23 protein-coding genes are annotated in these 18,756 nt (G+C 36.4%); 16 read left to right on the top strand and 7 right to left on the bottom strand.

What is annotated here, in order from left to right:
* Window positions 1-84: 84 nt before the first annotated feature.
* The 3 genes from ACT9TX_RS08300 to ACT9TX_RS08290 all read left to right on the top strand — a co-directional run bounded on the left by ACT9TX_RS08300 (window position 85) and on the right by ACT9TX_RS08290 (window position 3,614).
* Window positions 85-1,371, top strand: a complete 1,287-nt coding sequence (locus tag ACT9TX_RS08300) for a DUF5723 family protein (RefSeq protein ID WP_481337809.1) — start codon at window positions 85-87, stop codon at window positions 1,369-1,371.
* 240 nt (window positions 1,372-1,611) lie between these two features.
* Entirely contained in the window at window positions 1,612-2,808 is a 1,197-nt protein-coding gene (locus tag ACT9TX_RS08295; RefSeq protein WP_481337808.1) for a pyridoxal phosphate-dependent aminotransferase, read from the top strand.
* Between the two features lie 326 nt (window positions 2,809-3,134).
* The gene (locus tag ACT9TX_RS08290; protein WP_481337807.1) at window positions 3,135-3,614 is read left to right on the top strand and encodes a nucleoside deaminase; all 480 of its coding nucleotides are present in this window, start codon (window positions 3,135-3,137) and stop codon (window positions 3,612-3,614) included.
* An 8-nt stretch (window positions 3,615-3,622) separates the two neighbouring features.
* On the opposite strand, the gene ACT9TX_RS08285 is transcribed toward ACT9TX_RS08290, so the two are convergent.
* The 4 genes from ACT9TX_RS08285 to ACT9TX_RS08270 are packed head-to-tail and all read right to left on the bottom strand — an operon-like array spanning window position 3,623 to window position 5,253.
* Window positions 3,623-4,258: a SprT-like domain-containing protein gene (locus tag ACT9TX_RS08285; RefSeq protein WP_481337806.1), complete on the bottom strand. Its 636-nt coding sequence runs from the start codon at window positions 4,256-4,258 to the stop codon at window positions 3,623-3,625.
* Window positions 4,245-4,640 carry a hypothetical protein gene (locus ACT9TX_RS08280; protein ID WP_481337805.1) on the bottom strand — a complete coding sequence of 132 codons (396 nt, stop codon included), beginning with the start codon at window positions 4,638-4,640 and terminating at the stop codon, window positions 4,245-4,247. The genes ACT9TX_RS08285 and ACT9TX_RS08280 overlap by 14 nt, the downstream gene beginning before the upstream one ends.
* Window positions 4,640-4,858, bottom strand: coding sequence for an AtpZ/AtpI family protein (locus ACT9TX_RS08275; protein ID WP_481337804.1), 219 nt, complete (start codon window positions 4,856-4,858; stop codon window positions 4,640-4,642). The genes ACT9TX_RS08280 and ACT9TX_RS08275 overlap by 1 nt, the downstream gene beginning before the upstream one ends.
* Window positions 4,858-5,253 (bottom strand): hypothetical protein, encoded by a 396-nt coding sequence (locus ACT9TX_RS08270; protein WP_481337803.1) that lies wholly within the window; start codon window positions 5,251-5,253, stop codon window positions 4,858-4,860. Before ACT9TX_RS08270 ends, ACT9TX_RS08275 begins: the two co-directional genes overlap by 1 nt.
* A 120-nt stretch (window positions 5,254-5,373) precedes the next feature.
* Between ACT9TX_RS08270 and ACT9TX_RS08265 the strand changes: the two genes are divergently transcribed.
* The 13 genes from ACT9TX_RS08265 to ACT9TX_RS08205 all read left to right on the top strand — a co-directional run bounded on the left by ACT9TX_RS08265 (window position 5,374) and on the right by ACT9TX_RS08205 (window position 15,673).
* The gene (locus ACT9TX_RS08265) at window positions 5,374-5,946 is read left to right on the top strand and encodes an L-threonylcarbamoyladenylate synthase (RefSeq protein ID WP_481337802.1); all 573 of its coding nucleotides are present in this window, start codon (window positions 5,374-5,376) and stop codon (window positions 5,944-5,946) included.
* Between the two features lie 82 nt (window positions 5,947-6,028).
* Window positions 6,029-7,030, top strand: a complete 1,002-nt coding sequence (locus tag ACT9TX_RS08260; RefSeq protein WP_481337801.1) for a glycosyltransferase family 9 protein — start codon at window positions 6,029-6,031, stop codon at window positions 7,028-7,030.
* Window positions 7,031-7,384: 354 nt separating this feature from the next.
* Window positions 7,385-8,812, top strand: a complete 1,428-nt coding sequence (locus tag ACT9TX_RS08255; protein ID WP_481337800.1) for a CCA tRNA nucleotidyltransferase — start codon at window positions 7,385-7,387, stop codon at window positions 8,810-8,812.
* A gap of 169 nt (window positions 8,813-8,981) precedes the next feature.
* On the top strand, window positions 8,982-10,112 hold the full coding sequence (locus tag ACT9TX_RS08250; protein WP_481337799.1) for a cysteine desulfurase family protein: 1,131 nt from the start codon (window positions 8,982-8,984) through the stop codon (window positions 10,110-10,112).
* A 361-nt stretch (window positions 10,113-10,473) separates the two neighbouring features.
* The gene (locus ACT9TX_RS08245) at window positions 10,474-10,941 is read left to right on the top strand and encodes an OsmC family protein (protein WP_481337798.1); all 468 of its coding nucleotides are present in this window, start codon (window positions 10,474-10,476) and stop codon (window positions 10,939-10,941) included.
* Window positions 10,942-11,003: 62 nt separating this feature from the next.
* Window positions 11,004-11,210 carry a YgaP family membrane protein gene (locus ACT9TX_RS08240; protein WP_481337797.1) on the top strand — a complete coding sequence of 69 codons (207 nt, stop codon included), beginning with the start codon at window positions 11,004-11,006 and terminating at the stop codon, window positions 11,208-11,210.
* Between the two features lie 5 nt (window positions 11,211-11,215).
* A complete protein-coding gene (locus ACT9TX_RS08235; RefSeq protein ID WP_481337796.1) occupies window positions 11,216-11,911 on the top strand; it encodes a rhodanese-like domain-containing protein in 696 nt (231 codons plus the stop codon).
* A gap of 308 nt (window positions 11,912-12,219) precedes the next feature.
* Window positions 12,220-12,465: a hypothetical protein gene (locus ACT9TX_RS08230; RefSeq protein ID WP_481337795.1), complete on the top strand. Its 246-nt coding sequence runs from the start codon at window positions 12,220-12,222 to the stop codon at window positions 12,463-12,465.
* On the top strand, window positions 12,440-12,649 hold the full coding sequence (locus ACT9TX_RS08225) for a DUF6132 family protein (RefSeq protein ID WP_481337794.1): 210 nt from the start codon (window positions 12,440-12,442) through the stop codon (window positions 12,647-12,649). Before ACT9TX_RS08230 ends, ACT9TX_RS08225 begins: the two co-directional genes overlap by 26 nt.
* Before the next feature lie 27 nt (window positions 12,650-12,676).
* On the top strand, window positions 12,677-12,970 hold the full coding sequence (gene trxA, locus ACT9TX_RS08220; protein WP_481337793.1) for a thioredoxin: 294 nt from the start codon (window positions 12,677-12,679) through the stop codon (window positions 12,968-12,970).
* Between the two features lie 12 nt (window positions 12,971-12,982).
* Complete coding sequence (locus ACT9TX_RS08215) at window positions 12,983-13,294, top strand: rhodanese-like domain-containing protein (protein WP_481337792.1); 312 nt, start codon at window positions 12,983-12,985, stop codon at window positions 13,292-13,294.
* A gap of 96 nt (window positions 13,295-13,390) precedes the next feature.
* Window positions 13,391-14,008 (top strand): Crp/Fnr family transcriptional regulator, encoded by a 618-nt coding sequence (locus ACT9TX_RS08210; RefSeq protein ID WP_481337791.1) that lies wholly within the window; start codon window positions 13,391-13,393, stop codon window positions 14,006-14,008.
* Between the two features lie 117 nt (window positions 14,009-14,125).
* Window positions 14,126-15,673 (top strand): OmpA family protein, encoded by a 1,548-nt coding sequence (locus tag ACT9TX_RS08205; protein ID WP_481337790.1) that lies wholly within the window; start codon window positions 14,126-14,128, stop codon window positions 15,671-15,673.
* Between the two features lie 369 nt (window positions 15,674-16,042).
* Here the strand turns inward: ACT9TX_RS08205 and ACT9TX_RS08200 are convergent, their stop codons facing one another.
* From ACT9TX_RS08200 to ACT9TX_RS08190, 3 genes are read right to left on the bottom strand one after another with little or no spacing between them, the layout of a single operon-like run.
* A complete protein-coding gene (locus ACT9TX_RS08200) occupies window positions 16,043-16,960 on the bottom strand; it encodes a hypothetical protein (RefSeq protein ID WP_481337789.1) in 918 nt (305 codons plus the stop codon).
* Window positions 16,961-16,965: 5 nt separating this feature from the next.
* Window positions 16,966-17,829: a DUF6175 family protein gene (locus ACT9TX_RS08195; protein WP_481337788.1), complete on the bottom strand. Its 864-nt coding sequence runs from the start codon at window positions 17,827-17,829 to the stop codon at window positions 16,966-16,968.
* A 3-nt stretch (window positions 17,830-17,832) separates the two neighbouring features.
* A complete protein-coding gene (locus tag ACT9TX_RS08190) occupies window positions 17,833-18,699 on the bottom strand; it encodes a CsgG/HfaB family protein (protein WP_481337787.1) in 867 nt (288 codons plus the stop codon).
* Window positions 18,700-18,756: the final 57 nt, after the last annotated feature.

Below are 18,756 nucleotides of genomic sequence, written 5' to 3'. Positions count from 1 at the left end.
ACTAAATATAAATACGTATTTATTTTACTTGCTTCACTGCTTGCTCGCAATGCACAAGCTCAAGAAAACCTAACATTATATCACATGAAAGGTATACAACAGTCTATTTATCAAAACCCAGCTAAAATACCAGAGAATAAACTGAATATTAGCTTGCCAGGTTTATCATCTACCAACCTTCATTATAATAATAACGGCTTTGCATATGCCGACTTAGTAGCCAAGCGTTCAACAGATGACAGCTTAGAATTAACTATAGACAATATGCTTAGTAAATTAAAAGATAATAACACATTAAGTACCACAATTTCTACCGACATTATTGGTATTGGTTTTAAAGTAAAACGTAGTTATTGGTCTTTTAATGCAGCAGTTAAAACAGATGTAGGATTTAATTTTTCTAAAGACTTGCTTACGTTTGCTTTAAAAGGTAATTCAGCATTTTTAGGTAAAACCGCCGATCTTTCGTTTAAACTAAACAGTACTGCTTACTTAGAATATGGTTTAGGTTTTGCTCAAACATCTAAGAATCAAAAATTGAGCTACGGTGTACGATTTAAATTACTATCTGGCATAGCCAATACACAAACAGAAAGAACAAATATTACTGTTTTTACCAATGAAAATGATTATTCAATAAGAGCAAAAGGAGACATCTTATTTAATACTGCAACACTAGATACAGGTGACATTAAAATAAATGCTTCTGATTATGCTTTTGGCAAAAATTCTGGTACAGCTTTCGATTTAGGTTTTGTGTACAAAGCAACCGAAAAATTAACCGTTTCTGCTAGTGTTACAGACATTGGGGCGATAACTTGGAATGATAAAGTAAGTAATTATAAAAGTAAAAACCCAAACGCGTCTTTTGATTTCAATGGCTTTAGCTTAAAAACTTTTTTTGATGGTAAAAATGGATTTAAGGCATCACTTGATAGCCTTGGTGATAGCTTAAGACACACCTTCGACCTAGTAAAAAGTACCGATGCATATAAAACCAAATTAAGTACTAAAATATATGCTGGCGCTAGCTATCAGCTTAATAAAACCTATACAGTAAACGCTTTATTTGCTGGTAGATTTGTTAATAGTCAAATGCAAAGCAATATATGCGTATCGGTAAATGCAGCTGCTACTAATTGGTTAAATTTTACAGGTAGCTACAGCATTACAAATGGCATTGCAAGCAATATTGGCTTGGGCGCATCTGCAAATCTTGGCCCATTACAATTCTATTTTGTTACAGATAATATTATTGGTTTGGCAAGCCCAGATAAAGCGCAGAATCTAAACGTTCAAGCTGGTCTAAACTTACGTTTTGGTAGAACCAAAGCCGCAAAATCTTTAAAAACAGACAAGCCGAAAGCATAATACTAAGTATGTAACAAGCAAAAGCAGATTGCGCATTTTTAAATGCCAATCTGCTTTTTTATGTCTACACTATTTAATAACAACCAAACAACATCTCAATTACGCACTATTTTTATTCACCTTTCACAAGTATTAGTCACCATCAAACAAGTTCGTTTGCCAATATTTTCCAAATGTGGCATCTTTACCAACTTATTAAGATTCTAAGCGTTTAAAATATTATAGTCTAATTCTAATTTTATGCTCGCAATAAGTAACAGAGGTAAAGAAATGCCGGCTTCGCCGATAAGAAAGTTAGTGCCATTTGCAGAAGCTGCTAAACAACGTGGTACCAAAGTGTATCACCTTAATATTGGTCAGCCCGATATTGAAACACCAAAAATGGTACTTGATGCTGTGCGCAATAGCGACTTTAAAGTACTAGAATACAGCCATAGCGCAGGTAATGAAAGCTACCGCAGAAAACTCGTTGGCTACTACGAAAGCGTAGGCATTCATGTCAATCACCAACAAATTATCATTACCACTGGCGGTAGCGAAGCAATTTTGTTTGGCTTTATGGCTTGCCTCGATGCAGGTGACGAAGTCATTATTCCTGAACCTTTTTATGCGAACTACAACGGGTTTGCAGTAGCAGCAGGCGTTAAAGTAGTGCCTATTACTTCTCATATCGAGAATGGTTTTGCTCTACCACCTATCGAAGCTTTCGAGGCTAAAATAACTGCTAAAACAAAGGCCATCGTTATCTGCAATCCTAACAATCCTACGGGCTATTTATACAGTGTTCACGAGATGGAGCAATTGAAAGCTATCATCTTAAAGCATAACCTCTATCTCTTTAGTGACGAGGCTTACAGAGAATTTTGCTACGATGGCGTTAATACCTCTGCCATGCACTTACAAGGTGTAGATGAGAACGTCATCATCATGGATACAATCAGCAAACGCTACAGTGCTTGCGGTGGTCGCATTGGTGCTTTGGTTACTAAAAATCAAACTGTGTTAGATGCGGTTATGAAGTTTGCACAAGCACGTTTAAGCCCACCAAGTTTTGCGCAAATTGCTGGTGAAGCAGCTATCGATTTACCAGCCAATTATTTTGATACCACCAAGGCCGAGTACAAAAGCCGCCGTGATTTAATTGTGCAACGCCTCAATGCTATGGATGGTGTTTTTTGCCCCAATCCTGGTGGTGCTTTTTATGCCATAGCCAAGTTACCCATTGATGATGCCGATATATTTTGCCAATGGCTACTAGAAGAATTTAACTACAAAAATACCAGCGTTATGCTTGCGCCTGCTACAGGTTTTTATAGCACACCAGACCTAGGCAAGCAAGAAGTGCGTTTAGCTTATGTACTCAACAAAACAGATATTGCTAACGCTATGGATTGCCTAGAAGCCGCCTTAAAAGCTTACCCTCGTAAAACGAATTAACCATAGTCATTGATAGGCAGGAAGCGATCTGCTTTTTATTTAGAAGCACAAAACATCTTACATAAAGCAAAAATCCCTGCACATCACCATGCGGGGATTTTTTATGTCTCCAAATTGGTGCTACTATGCATCGTTTAGTCAGCACACTTGTACGCTTTGTCTGCTTTTCGGCTTTTACTGTAGCGTAATATTCAGCAATTATAGTTAATATTGTAACTAACAAAATTTGGCAGATTACAATTACCATTTGTTACTTACAAATTTAATCCTTACTTTCTCTATTATTGCATTTTTACAAAGAGGTATTTTAAAACTAAAAATATAGTATGACAGAAAGTGAAGAAATAAAATTTATGCAGGAAGCTGTAAGACTTTCTGTGTCAAATGTAGAAGAAGGAAAAGGCGGTCCATTTGGTGCTATCGTAGTAAAAAATGGTAAAATAATAGCTCGTGGTGCAAATAGCGTTACTTTAACCAACGACCCCACAGCACATGCAGAAGTGGTAGCTATTCGTAATGCGTGTAATGTATTGCAAACGTTTCAACTGGATGGTTGCGATATTTATACAAGTTGCGAGCCCTGCCCTATGTGCCTTGGTGCCATTTATTGGTCAAGACCAGCACGTTTATTTTATGCCAATAGCAAAGAAGACGCAGCAGCAATCCAATTTGACGATAAATTTATTTACGAAGAAATAGTCAAGCCTATTTCTGAGAGAGCATTATTTACGAAGCAATTACTACGAGATGAAGCATTAGAAGCTTTTATAAAATGGGGTAAGAGTAACTCTAAAGCCGAATATTAATCCCCAAACTATACATCCTTAACAAATGGTTTTACTTCACTTAATGCACTAAAAATATAGTGCAAGCCAGTCTTAATTTCAACACATTGAAAACGTTTTCTACGTTTGGCTATCTTTTTAAATACTCTGCCATCTTCTGTTGCAAAAAGCGTGTCGTCAGGTAAAGTACTGATGGATACGAAGCCTATTTTTTGTGTGGTGTTATAGCGTCGCAAAACCAACATTAATTCGGTTTCGCCATTAGCTGTGGCAGCAGGATTAAGAATACTTTTTTGTAAGGCTTGTTCTATATCTTGAGGAAAAATATTGCGTTGAACAAAGTCAATTAATAAGCGACTGTAATTGGCTTTCCATTCTTTACCATGAGGTTCTACTCTATTTCTAAACTGTTCAAAAGTGAGTAAATGCGCAAGTTCATGCAGTAAAGTAATTAGAAACTCGTACTTATTCAAGTTACCATTTACACTTATTCTGTGATTATCGCCTAGCATACCAGAATGCCTATAATCACCCAAAACGCTTTTGCGCTTTTTAGTAACCGTTAAGTGTACTTTATAATGATGGATGTATTGCACTACAGGCTCAAAAGTATTATCAGGCAGATAATTTGCCAGCGCCTGCATTGGATGTTCAGTGGTTGGCATTTGGCTTTTTATTCAACTGTAAAGCAATGTTTACTTCTAAGGCTGTGTACACCAAATATAGTAGCATACCTGCATAAACAGCATACACATTTTTATTAGCGCCAGCCTTATTTACATACAACAAAATAGCTGCGCCAATGACTAGCAATTTTACAATCATCCCTACCATTACACTATTAATAAACGCTTTTGGGTTGGCGCTTTTTATAGATGCTTGGTGCATAAATAAGGTAAAAATAGAAATGGCAAATAATAGCAAATTAGCACTCAAAATAACCCAATGGTTCATCTTTAAGGCATCTAGCTGCGAGCCAAATACAAATGCTAAAACTGTTACCAAAACAAATATTATAAGGATAGATTTTGCTTTTACAAATACCATTATTGAGCGTCTTTTTTAGTAGTGTTATCTTTTATTATTTTATACAACATACCAATAATAAATATCAATGGTAGCAACCAAGTAAAAATGGGCTTACGTAAACCCATTTTACCATCAAGCCAAATACCTGCATATACAGTAATAGCTGTGCCTACTGCAAACTGTGCAGACAAGCCAGCATATTCTTGCATCATACTTTTACTGTTATCGTCTTTCATTATTCTTTGGAGGCTTCTGCGTTAGGCAAAGTATAAGTTGCTGTATCTAATTTATCAGGTGTATCACCGTTTAAAATCTTCTTTATATTGTTTAGGTATTGGTCTTTGTACTTAATGCTTTGTTCTAGAGAATCGGTTCTAATTTTTAATAATTGCAACTCGGTTTTACTTTGCCTGCTACCATAACCGGGTATATAATATTTTAACGGTGTAAATACAATTAATGCAATAGTAAAGCTGATTAACAATACAAAAATGGTACTCATAGCAATGTACACACTTAAGCGACTCAATTTAAAAGTCACCACTTCTTCATAAGTATCATCATTCATCACCACTAGCCTGTAGCGGTTTTGAAGCCTTTTTAACGTTGAGCTTGTATCTAACTTTGACATAATAAGAATAGTAAAAGTAAGTATCAATCGCAGAATGCAAGCCTGTTAATGCAAAACTTTGTCATTTTACTTTTGCGGCTGTATTATTACACCATTTATTGTTCAGGCAAATGGTATTATATGAGTGATTATTTAACCGATATAGAACAGTGTATTCGAGTTTTAGAAAATGGCGGGCTGATACTTTACCCAACTGATACAGTTTGGGGCATTGGTTGCGATGCCACTAACGAAGCTGCTGTAGCAAAAATTTACGCATTAAAACAACGCACAGATACTCGTAAAATGATTGTGCTTGTGCCTACTGAACGTGATATAATGCAATACATCACTACGCTAGACCTTGAAGTGTTTAATTACCTTAAAACCTGTACCAAGCCTACCACTATTATTTACAAAGGCGCTATTGGCATTGCAGATAACTTAATTGCACATGATGGTAGCCTAGCCATCAGAATATGTTATGATGAATTTTGCAAACATTTATTAAAACGCTTTAAAAAGCCAATTGTAAGTACTTCTGCTAATATAAGTGGCCAACCTGTACCACAATTCTTTGAAGATATTACGCACCCAATTAGTGCTGGTGTTGATTATGTAGTAAAATATCGTCAAGATAATAATGAAGCCAAGGAACCTTCTGCTATTATAAAATGGCAAAACGATGGCAAAATAGATATCATACGTTCTTAACACTAGTATTTAAAAGCAACGTAATAATAACTTGTAATTGCTAGCGTTACTTTTAAATACACTAAGCCAATACATTTGCAGCATGCAGAAATTCTTAGTTATTCAAACTGCTTTTATAGGTGATGTAGTGCTTGCTACAGGCTTGCTTGAAAAATTGCACAGTTGCTATGCTGATGCACAGATTGATATTTTGGTGCGCAATGGTAACGAGGCATTATTCAACAACCATCCATACATTAACGAAGTATTGGTTTGGCAAAAAAAAACACAGAAATACAAACACCTGCTACAAACCCTAAAAAAAATTCGCAGTAAAAACTATGATGTTGTCATTAATGTGCAGCGTTTTGCTGCCACAGGCATTTTAACTGCTTTTTCAAATGCTAAGTTGACTATCGGTTTTGATAAAAACCCCTTTAGCTTTTTATTTACACAAAAAATACAACACCATTTTAGCAACGATAACGTTAACACCATTCATGAAATTGAGCGCAATCATTTGTTAATTGCTTCTTTTACTGATGATGTTGCAAGTAAGCCAAAACTCTATCCATCGGAAGCAGATTATGCAAGTGTAGAGGCTTACAAACAGCAGCCTTATATTGTTATTGCACCTACATCTGTTTGGTTTACTAAGCAATTTCCTGCTGACAAATGGATTACTTTCATCAATACTTTACCAAGCCACTACAATATTTATTTGATTGGTGCACCAAGCGATAAACAAGCTTGCGATGCGATACATCAAAGTTCAACGCACCCAAATGTCACCAATCTTGCAGGGCAATTGCAGTTTCTACAATCTGCTGCTTTACAGCAAGATGCTGTGATGAACTATGTTAACGATTCTGCACCTATGCATTTTGCTTCGGCGGTAAATGCACCTACCACAGCTATCTATTGTAGCACCTTACCAAGTTTTGGTTATGGCCCTTTAAGCGATACAAGCTATATTGTTGAAGTTGAAGAAAAACTTGCTTGCAGACCATGTGGTATTCATGGCAAAAAAGCTTGTCCACTTGGCCATTACAATTGCGCCAATAAGATTAGAAATGAGCAGTTGCTGGGTAGTTTAAAAAAATGAAATATAAACTCTAAAAAAAACTTTCTTTTAAATGGTACAAGAAAACAATTTTTGACACATATTAATGTAGGCGAATAAAATGCTTACATAAACATGGCGAAAACAAAATTGGTATTAAGTTTTATTCAGCTAGTAATCAAGTTCATTTGTCTCATAGATATTGTAAAATCTGATGAGCATATAACGGCTCTTTTGAATCAATCAGAATTTATCATCGGTGTGCTAATTTTCTTAATAGAAAGCAAATTGAAATACGAAAAGAAAGCTGAGTAGCAAAACATGGAATGCTAATTATCTTACTGAAAACATATCTCATCCCTTCACTTACATTTGCAGTTTCAAATAATATAGTGAGTGGTCGATATACCTTGTACAGATAAAGAATTATTTCTCTTAAAAAAAATAGCCAGTGCTGCTGAAGAATTGGCCGTAGAAGCCTATTTAATTGGTGGCTTTGTACGTGACAAAATCATTGGCAGACCTACCAAAGATGCAGACATTGTATGCATGGGTGATGGTATTGCATTGGCACATAAAGTAGCCGAACGTTTTAATCCTAAACCAACCGTTGCCTTCTTTAAAACCTTTGGCACAGCGCAAATCAAAATCAACGATTTTGAAATTGAATTTGTAGGTGCACGTAAAGAAAGTTATAGCTATGATAGTCGCAAACCTGAGGTAACGCCTGGCAGTTTAGAAGACGACCAAAACCGAAGAGACTTTACTATTAATGCGCTTGCCATCAGTTTAAACAAAGACAATTTTGGTAAACTTATCGATCCTTTTGGTGGCTTGCTACACATTGAGCAACAGAATATTCAAACACCACTCGATCCGCTACAAACCTTTAGTGACGACCCTTTGCGTATGATGCGAGCTATTCGTTTTGCAACGCAATTAGGCTTTACCATTCATGCCGAAACCTTTCAAGCGATTATTGACAATGCACATCGCATAAAGATTGTATCGCAAGAGCGTATTACTGATGAACTGAATAAAATTATGTTGGCAGCAAAGCCATCTATTGGGCTTGACTTGTTGAGTAAAAGTGGTTTACTAAAAATCATTTTTCCGCAAATGATGGCCTTGCATGGCGCAGAAAATGTAGACGGTTTAGGGCATAAAGATAATTTTTACCACACCCTACAAGTGATAGATAATATCTGCGAAACCACCGATGATTTGTGGCTGCGTTGGGCGGCTTTACTGCACGATATTGGCAAGCCTGCCACCAAACGCTTCGAGCCTGGTCACGGTTTTACCTTTCATGGTCACGAGGTAGTTGGTGCTAGAATGGTGCCTAAAATTTTTACGCAGTTAAAACTACCGCTTAACGAGAAAATGCGCTTTGTGCAAAAGTTGGTTGAACTGCATTTACGCCCAATAAGTCTTACTAAAGAAAACATTACCGACAGCGCTATTAGGCGTTTGCTGTTTGATGCTGGTGAAGATATTGAAGCCCTGATGTTGCTGTGCAATGCAGATATTACCAGTAAAAACAGAGCCAAAGTAAAACGCTATTTACAAAACTTTGAGATGGTGCGCCTGCGCTTGAAAGAGGTTGAAGAAAGCGACCACATTCGTAATTGGCAGCCACCTGTTAGCGGCGAATTAATTATGCAAACTTTTGGCCTTAACCCTAGCAGAGAAGTGGGCATTATTAAAGACGCTATTCGCAATGGCATTTTAGATGGCTTGATTGCTAACACTTACGAGGCGGCTTTTAGCTTTATGCTAGAAAAAGGTGCTGAACTTGGTTTAAAACCCATCAATAAATCCTAGACTTAAACGTTCTAAGTTTTAAAAACTTGGAACGTTTAAACAATATTATTTTTGTTTACCAGCTTTAGTATAAGTATTGAACTTCGTTGTGTCACTCACTGCAACGGTTGTCTCGCTGCTCAACAAACAAAGAACACAAAACAAAGAACAGAGAACAAAGTACCACCACATGAAACAGAGAATTTATTTAGATAACGCTGCTACTACACCACTAGAGCCTGAAGTACTTGATGCTATGATGCCTTATTTTACCACACATTTTGGCAATCCTTCTAGTATTTATAGCTATGGTAGAGAAAGCCGTATGGCTATAGAAAATGCTCGCAAATCGGTGGCAAAAATTCTCAATGCACATCCTGCTGAAATTTTTTTTACATCTGGTGGTACCGAAAGTAGCAACACCGCTATTACAGGAGCAGTAAGGTTTTTAGGCTGTAAGCATATCATTTCATCCGTAATAGAACACCACGCTACCACACATACTGTAGAACATTTACACAAAACAGGCGAAGCCAAATTGAGTTATGTAAATGTGCTACCAAATGGTCATATTGACCTTGAAGATTTAGAACGTTTATTAGCCGAAAGCGAAGAAAAATGTTTGGTTACATTAATGCATGCCAACAATGAAATTGGCAACATGATTGACTTGCATACGGTTGGAAATATTTGCAAACAATACCAAGCCATTTTTCACAGCGATACGGTACAAACTGTGGGGCATTTTCCTTTTGACTTGCGCAACACACCTGTTCATTTTATTACTGGTGCTGGCCATAAATTTCACGGGCCTAAAGGTGTAGGTATGCTATACATTAACGAGAATGTAAAAATTGAACCCTTTGTGCATGGTGGCTCGCAAGAGCGCAATATGCGTGCAGGCACCGAAAACTTATATGGCATTGTTGGCTTTGCCAAAGCACTAGAACTAGCCACTAAACACTACGAAGAAGACAGCATTTACATAAAAGATTTAAAGTACTACATAATGGAAACGCTGAAAAAGCACATACCAGAAGTAGGCTTTAATGGCGACCCATTGGGCGAAAGTTTATACGCTGTATTAAGTGTAAGCTTACCTAAAACTGAGATGAGCGAAATGTTGTTGTTTAATCTTGACATCAATGGCATTTGCGCTAGCGGTGGTAGTGCTTGTACTAGTGGTGCAGACCAAGGTTCGCATGTTATTCGTGCTATCAACAATGACCCCAACCGAGTTACCGTTCGTTTTTCGTTTAGTAAGCACAATACCACCGAAGAAATTGATACAGTGGTAGAACAATTAAAAAAGATGATTTAATTATCAATAATATTATCACATTTAACCATAAAAATCCCTTGCCAAAATACGGTAAGGGATTTTTTTATTAAAAAATATGCCTCCCCAAACTGGGAAAAGGCATTTTACACGTAAAAAATGATTCCCCAACTTGGGAAAACGTTTTATGAGCAAAAAATGCGCTTCCCCAAACAGGGAAGAGGCTTTTTACGCTCAAAAAATAGTTTCCCAACTTTGGGAATAACATTTTACACGCAAAAAATAGTTTCCCATAATCGTTGCGTTTTCATTTTTCCAATAACAATCATGTCAAAAAGTATCAAAAGTCACCAAAAAGCATTTTGCGGTAAAATAGCTTGCGCCCTAAATAAAACAAACAATCATGGCACAGCACACAATTGAAACGCAATGGATGGGCAAAATGCAGTTTAACGCTTTGGTAAATGGTCACACTATTGTAATGGACGCACCAGAACGTGTAGGGGGCGAAGACAACGGCCCTATACCAAAACCCTTTGTACTAACGGCTTTATCTGGCTGCACAGGTATGGATATAGTGGCATTATTAAGAAAACAAGAAAAAGAAGTAGATAATTTAAACATTGTAGTTACTGGCGAACTGAGCAAACAAGCACCTATAGAATACGTAGCCATGCATGTTATCTACGACTTTAAAGGACCTGAAACAAATAAGGCTGCCGCACTAGAAGCGGTCACTTTATCGCAAGAAAAATACTGTGGCGTAAGCCACATGCTTAAAAAAGCACTACCAATTACCTGGCAAGTGTTGTACAATGGCACAAGCATCTTTAACAACAAGCCATTAACCGTAAACGAGAATTATTTGTAACAAATGTTACAGCACTAACCATTTTATCAACCTAGATTGCGTTCAAATAAAAAAACTAGCACATGAAAAAGAATATGGGTTCACTAGATAGAGGCATTCGCATTGCAATAGCAGTGATATTTGCTATCTTATTTTCTACAGGTATTGTTACAGGCGTATTAGGCACTATTTTATTAATTGTTGGTGGCGTATTTATTGCAACAAGTGTTGTAAGTTTTTGCCCACTATATACGTTAATAGGTGTCAATACCTGTGCAGTAAAAAAATAACCACCATGTCGTTTAAAAATCTTTGTTTATCTACCATTTTTAGTATCGCCGTATTTAGCAGTTGCAATAGCCAAAGCACTACCAATGTAGATGTGGCAGGCTTTGAGCAAGCCATTGCCAAAGGCAATATGCAATTACTAGATGTAAGAACAGCCAACGAATATCAAGCAGGCCACTTAAGCAATGCCCTTTTGGCAAATTGGAACGATGAAGCAGAGTTTAAAAAACGCATTGAAGCTTTAGACAAAAGCAAACCTGTGTACACTTATTGCTTAAGCGGTGTTCGTAGCGCTGCCGCTACACAATGGCTAAGGCAACAAGGCTTTACTGCTTACAACCTTACAGGAGGTATTAACGCTTGGAAAAAAGCCAACAAACCTGTAGAACAAGCCGCTACCGTAAAACAAATTACCAAGGCAGAATACGAAGCCATGATACCAACTGATAAAACCGTATTGGTAGATGTAAGCGCTGTATGGTGCCCACCATGTAAAGTAATGACACCCATTGTAGATTCAATAGCAAAAGCAAATAGTGGCAAAATGGTACTAGTAAAAATTGATGGCGGTAATCAAACAGAGCTTTGTAAATTCTTAAACGTGGACGCTTTTCCTACACTATTTATCTACAAACAAGGCAAACTTGTGTGGCAAAAAGAAGGGATTGTAAGTGCCAATGAGATTACCAAACAACTACAATAAATACCAATCATGTGGCGCAGTAACGATGCTAAACATACCAAGTTGGCAATACTGTTTCTTAGCTTACCACATAGGCACAGAAGACACATAGTTTAAATAAGATACGCTAAGAAATATAAGATTACTACTGCGTTAACCTTTAGCAACAAAAGCTGTTTGCGACTTACAAATACGATGTTTTCTCTTGCTATCTACTTTGTGGCTATGTTACTATGTGGTAAAAAATCTACTACACTACAAAGTGTAACTTTTGATACCAAAGCCTTCATGACGCACTACTAATTTTACATCATCAAATTCATTCCATCATGAAGCAACTCATATTCAGCAACTGGCATTTTATGCGCTTTGTAAGGCTAGGTTTAGGCATAGCCATTATTGCGCAAGCAATAGCCAATAAAGATGCGCTGTTTATCTTTTTTGGCGTAGCATTTACAGCTATGGCAATTTTCAACTACAGTTGCTGTGGCGCATCTGGCTGTTACGCACCACCTAAAAAATCTAATAATACTACCAACGATATTAGCTATGAAGAAGTGGTTAACAACAAATAAAACTTACCTCATTGGTGCAGCCATTGGCAGCATTTGTGGCTTTTGCTACTGGAAATTTATTGGCTGTGCTTCTGGTAGTTGTGCTATCACTTCTAGCCCTATCAACAGTAGTTTATATGGTGCTATGATGGGTGCATTGGTAGGTGGTATGTTTAAGAAAGAAGAAAAGAAAACCGCATCTTAAGAACTTGTACATCATAAATAGTAAGCGATGACATTCAACGAAATGATACAATCTGACAAGCCAGTTTTGGTAGATTTTTTTGCCGAATGGTGTGGCCCTTGCAAAACCATGGCGCCAATTTTAAAAGATGTAAAAGCAGCCGTAGGCGAAAACGCAACTATCATAAAAATAGATGTAGATAAAAATCCTAAAGCTGCTCAAGCCTATCAAATTCAAGGTGTACCTACTTTAATTCTATTTAAAAATGGTAAGCCTTTGTGGCGACAAAGTGGTGTAGTGCCTAAAAACAATTTGGTCAATCTAATTCAACAACACCTTTAAACAACAACCCTAATGAACTTTTTAAAACAACTATTTGGTTTAGGTACCGATACCAACCTAAGCGAATTGATTAATAATGGTGCCTTTTTAGTAGATGTAAGAACCGCAAGTGAATTTGCAAGTGGCAGTGTAAAAGGCGCCATTAATATTCCTTTAGATACGGTGAGTAATCAGCTTGCTAAATTCAAAAACAAGCCACACATCATTGTGTTTTGCCAAAGCGGTATGCGTAGCAGTCAGGCTGCATCTATTCTTAAGCAAAATGGCTTTACTAATGTAACCAATGGTGGCTCCTGGCGCAGTGTGAGTGCCTATGTGAAATAAGCAAACTTCTACCAATAGTTAACCTAACACATTACCTACCTTTATGCTCAATCTTTTTGTTACCTACTTTCTTTAACAATAGCTATGAGCTTGTTTATGAATAACCAACTCGGTTTTGAACCTGCACTACTAGACGAGATAGAACAATTTGGCGAACTGCGCACCTTTAAAGAAGGCGACATTATTATGGATTATGGCAAATACATCCGCATGATGCCGCTAGTGGTAAAAGGCACGGTAAAAGTGCTGCGCATGGATGATTCAGGCAAAGAATTGTTGCTGTACTATTTATCTAGCAACGAAAGCTGTTCTATGGCTTATAGCTGCTGTGTAGAAGCCAAAAAGAGCGAGGTAAAAGCTATTGCAGAAGACGATGTAGAACTCATAGCCATTCCTCATGCTAAGCTGGATGAGTGGCTTTGTAAATATCCAAGCTGGAAAAACTATATCATGCGCAGCTTTAATGACCGCTTTTTAGAACTACTAAAATCGATAGAAAGCATTGCCTTTCATAAACTTGATGAACGTTTAATTGCTTATTTAAAAGAAAAGCAACGACTAACAGGTTCAAGTGTTATAAAAGGTTCGCATTATTTAATTGCCGATGAATTGGCTACTTCACGGGTGGTGGTTTCTCGCTTATTAAAGCAACTAGAAAACGAAGGCAAACTGCTCTTATACCGTAACGAGATTAAACTTTTGAATAGTTTTTAGCTAAATTTTTAATATTACTAGGCAGCAATTTTCACCTACACACTAACTTCTTATTAAAAACGTTATGTATTGTGATAGTTAGCAACTATCGCTCATATTATTAACAAATAAGGGGTTATGACATCAAATATTCGCCTATTTCTCTTTGGCATTTGCATTTGCCTTTCTACTATCAGCTTTGGCCAAGGCAATGCCATAGGTGTACATGTAAGCACTACAGAATATGTAGGCGACCTTAACAACAACAATTTCGCCGACCTCTACCAGTTTAAGTTTTACGCACCCGGTGGCGGCTTATCGTTGCAGCAAAAATTGAATAGCTCATTTAATCTTATTGAATCTGCTTTTTACGATAAAGTGCAATACAAAACACCAGACAAATTGCTTGGTGTAGACGCTGATTTTTTTACCCTTAACCTTAAACTAAAATATAAATTCAACAACGGCTACTTACTAGGCGAGAAAGCATTTTTTGCACCTTTCTTAACCCTTGGTGTAGGTGCTACCTATATCAGTGCTATTAATTCTGGTTCTTTTCAGGCACCTTTTGCGGTAAATGAATTTAGACCAGACTTTGCTGCTGGTGCTGGTGCGGTTATTCGCTTTAGCGAAAAGTTTTACTTAGAATATGCCGCTACATTTCACCAACCTGTTTACGATGCCTGGGATGGTATTACTAAAGATAGAAACGACCTTTACTTACAGCATAGCCTTGGCCTAATATTTACCTTAAAAACACACGAGAAAAAAGACAGCGATGGTGATGGCGTAAAAGATAGTAGAGATAAATGCCCTGAAACGCCTGCTGGCACTAAGGTAGATTTTTGGGGCTGCCCAGAAACAATAAAAACAAACGACGACGACAGTGACGGTGTAAGAAACAGATATGATGAATGTCCTAATACACCAAGAGGTACAGCGGTAAATGATAGAGGCTGCCCTGTAACGGTGCGTAGTACCGATGATGATGGTGATGGTGTAAAAAATCGCTATGATGAATGTCCTGACACACCACCAGGCACTAAAGTTGATGAAAAAGGCTGCCCAGAAAAAGTGTACAATGCAAATACTAGCAACTACAACAGCCCTACAACAGCACCACCTGTAGATGGTGACGATGATGGTGATGGCGTACCAAATAGCCGAGATATGTGCCCTAGAACACCTAGAGGCCAAGCCGTAAACTACTATGGCTGCCCTACAGCCGACAATGGAGATAATGATGGCGATGGCGTGCCTAATAGTAGTGACAAATGCCCTTATACCTATGGCAGTAGCAACAATTATGGCTGCCCTGAAGTACGTGAAGAAAGTAGAAAGCGTCTCGACTTTGCCACCCATGGTATTTATTTTGAAACAGGCAAAGCCACTATTAAACCACTATCCTACTCAGTACTGAATGATATAGTAGCCATTTTGCAAGAATATAAAGACTATCATGTGCGCCTTGCCGGCCACACCGATGCAGTAGGTAGCGATGCCAATAATTACCAGCTATCTGATGCTAGAGTAATTTCGGTAAAAAACTATTTGGTAAGCAAAGGTATAGATGCCTACCGCTTTGAAACCCGTGGCTTTGGCGAAACAAGACCTGTAGCTAGTAACGCCACCGTAGAAGGCCGCGCCGAAAACAGACGTGTAGAAATACAGTTGTTTTTAAAGTAAAAAGTAATGATTTGAGATAGTAACCACAAGGCAACAGAGCAAAGAAGGGGTTGAAAATCTCTGTTGCTTCTTTGCCCTGTGTTTCTTACTTATTGTTTTGTAAAATGTAGGTTCGAAATGCTCGCTAAAGCTTTGAAAGCATTGTTTTTAATTTTGAAACGCTCGCCAGCATTTTGAAAGCATAAATCTTTCCTTTGAAACACTCGCCAAAGTTTTGAAAGGGCTAATTTTAATTTTGAAACGTTCGCTAGGGCTTTGAAAGTGCCAAACGCTCTTTTGAAATGCTCGCCAACGTTTTGAAAGCACTAAACTTTTCTTTTTGCTATTAATTTGTAAGGGATAATGAACACACTATGCCAAGTTGCTATCTCACCTTACAATGACATTGTATTTAACTAGTCTAATTGTATTTGAATAGTAAGCCTTCGCAATCTCTTTTATAGCATTTATTCTTTGTTTCTCTAAATCTAATTCCTGTTTTTCTTTCCTGTCAACTTTTTGAGATACTTGGGAAATTAGTTTTTTGACGTCGTTGTAACAAGATGAAGATGGGTCAATTTGTTCAAGTGTTTCAAGAGCGTTCGTAAAGTCATTAATAGCAATTGCTGCCTTTGCTTTTGTCAAATTTTTGGAACAAAGCTGGTTTTGATATTTTTTATAAATCTCAATAGATTTTGCTTGAGCTTCATTATAGCAATTTTCTATAGAATTTGGGATTGACTGTAAGATACCTAATGATTGCTCATAGTCTTGTTTAGTTGCTAAATTCTCTGCATTTTGAATTATTTTTTTGCAGTTTTCTATATAGTATTTGATTATTTTAGTTTTCGATGTTGATAGAAATTGTTTGAAAAACTCTTCGTTAGTTTTGATTTGGCTAAAAGCATTTGTAATTGACTGGTTTTTATTATTTCCACTTCCTTTAATTCTTTTAGAAATTGAATTATAGACAACGTTAGTAGAAACTTGTTTTACGAACAATGCCAAATCAATAGATGTCACAGTCAAGTTTTGAAGTCCGCCCTCAACGATATTTGTTTCCTCAATTGACACAATTGGATAAATAATAAAGTCATTAGAATAGCCAACCATAACATCATTTGAGTTATTTATTATTTGGATAATTTTCGACTCTAATTTTTGGATTTGTTCCTGACTAAAATCACTTGAAGAGTTAGGCATAACAATTCCTAATCTAAAGTCAGATTTCTGTGATTTTGCAATTGGAATTAGACAAAAAATGCTAAATAAAAGTAGAATAAATGGTTTTAGATTTATTTTAGACATTATCATTAATTAATAGTTATGTAAATAGTATTACCCTTGATGTCTTTAGAAGGCTGTAAACCAATTGATTTTAAATAATTGGATATTTGTAAAGCAAATTTACTTGCTGTAAATTGATTATTATTTACATCTCGTATTGGTATTTTGACTTCATCAAAAATCATTTTTAAGGTTGTAGTACCTTGTATGTGATAACTACCATTAACAGAGTTCTTAGTAAACCAATTTTCAAGAACATCAGAAAGAGCTTGTTTCTCTTTTTCAATTTCTGTAGTCATATTTATTGTAGAGTTTTCCGAAAAAGAAAAGTGAACTAGAACGGCTTGACCTTTTTTTTCAGTTTCGTTAAACTTTGTTATCATCGTTTCAGTAAATTCATCTATGCATTTTTCAACTGCTTTGGTGGTCAGTTTTCCAAAATCATCAGTAAAAAATTTACCTGAATTTCCGACCTTATTTGATAAAGAGTTACCTGTTGCTACTTCATATGAGCTTAAAATTACATTGACTGTTGAACCTGAATTGTCCTTTTTTGAATCAACTTCTGCGATAACATAAATATCACAACCTGACATTTCAATAATTCTTGATTTTATATCTGTTTGGTTATCAGATGCGAAAACCTGATTATCTCTTGCTGCTTTTAATTTGCCTACAAAATCAATAGTTATCAGCCCTTTGTTGTCAAATCCTTCTTTCACTTTTGTTATAGCAATTCGTCTGTTTACATCGTTATCCAACACTGTTCTTATATCTTCCCCATCTTTAGTAAATGGGATAACCATTATTTTGGGTTGTATTGGGCTAGTCTGCCCGGATACAAAACATGTTGACAATGTGAAAATGATTGATATAAAAATTTTATTCATAAATTATTCGTTTGTTATTTCACACTTAATTTTTGCACCCGTTCCTATTTTTTTAGATATTTCATCGCCACCTTCTTTGACCGTACACAAAGAAAAATTCTCATCTTCGACTTTTGCGACAATAATTTTACCAATTGTTTTTTTTCTTGTCAATTTCTTACCATCAACTAGTAATTCAGAAACCTCGTATACTTTAAAGGTATTATTTACAACGACTCCAGTAGAACTCCCGCCCGATATTAATACTTTCAAAGCATCTCCAGTACTATTTTTTTCCTCAATAGATACAACGGATGCAATAATCTTGAAATTGTCTTTAATAAATGATTCAATGAGAGGCTTAATTTCGTTTAAAGCGTTATCATATGCATTTTTACCTTTTGATATTTTGCTAAAACTACTTGAAGCGATTATTTCGCCAGTAGTTACATAAACGACTCTAATACTAAATGAAATTTCCGCTGTGTAACTTGTTGAAGTTCCTACAAATGGGATGTAGTCTTGCTTTTGCTCTTGTTTTGCACTTGAAATATTGCCAAGCACGACATACTGCGCACCTAAAGATTTAGACTGTTCAATTACAGAGCCATCAATAAAGTCCTCACCTTTTTGTAATTTCTTTTCAGATCTTAATTGATCCATTTTTTCTCTTTCGACTAATGAAAATCTTTTTGTTTTAAGGAACGCATCCGCAACCGCGTCTTGAATAGCTGTAGCATAGTGATTCACATTTGAACTTCTATAATAATAACTCTCATTACTTTGCGATGCATCTTTGAAAGGAACGATTCCTATAAGTGTTTTACCTTGTCCATAAACGATACATCCCAAAAAGAGTGTAACAACAATAGTTAAAATTTGCTTTTTCATTTTTTTCTTTTTTAAAAACTTAAATAATCTAAACTGTCTGCAATATAATTTTTTATA

This window comes from Parasediminibacterium sp. HNIBRBA5674 (assembly GCF_056745525.1).
The sequence above is the reverse complement of the archived record's forward strand: the minus strand, read 5'-3'. Positions and strand labels throughout refer to the sequence as shown.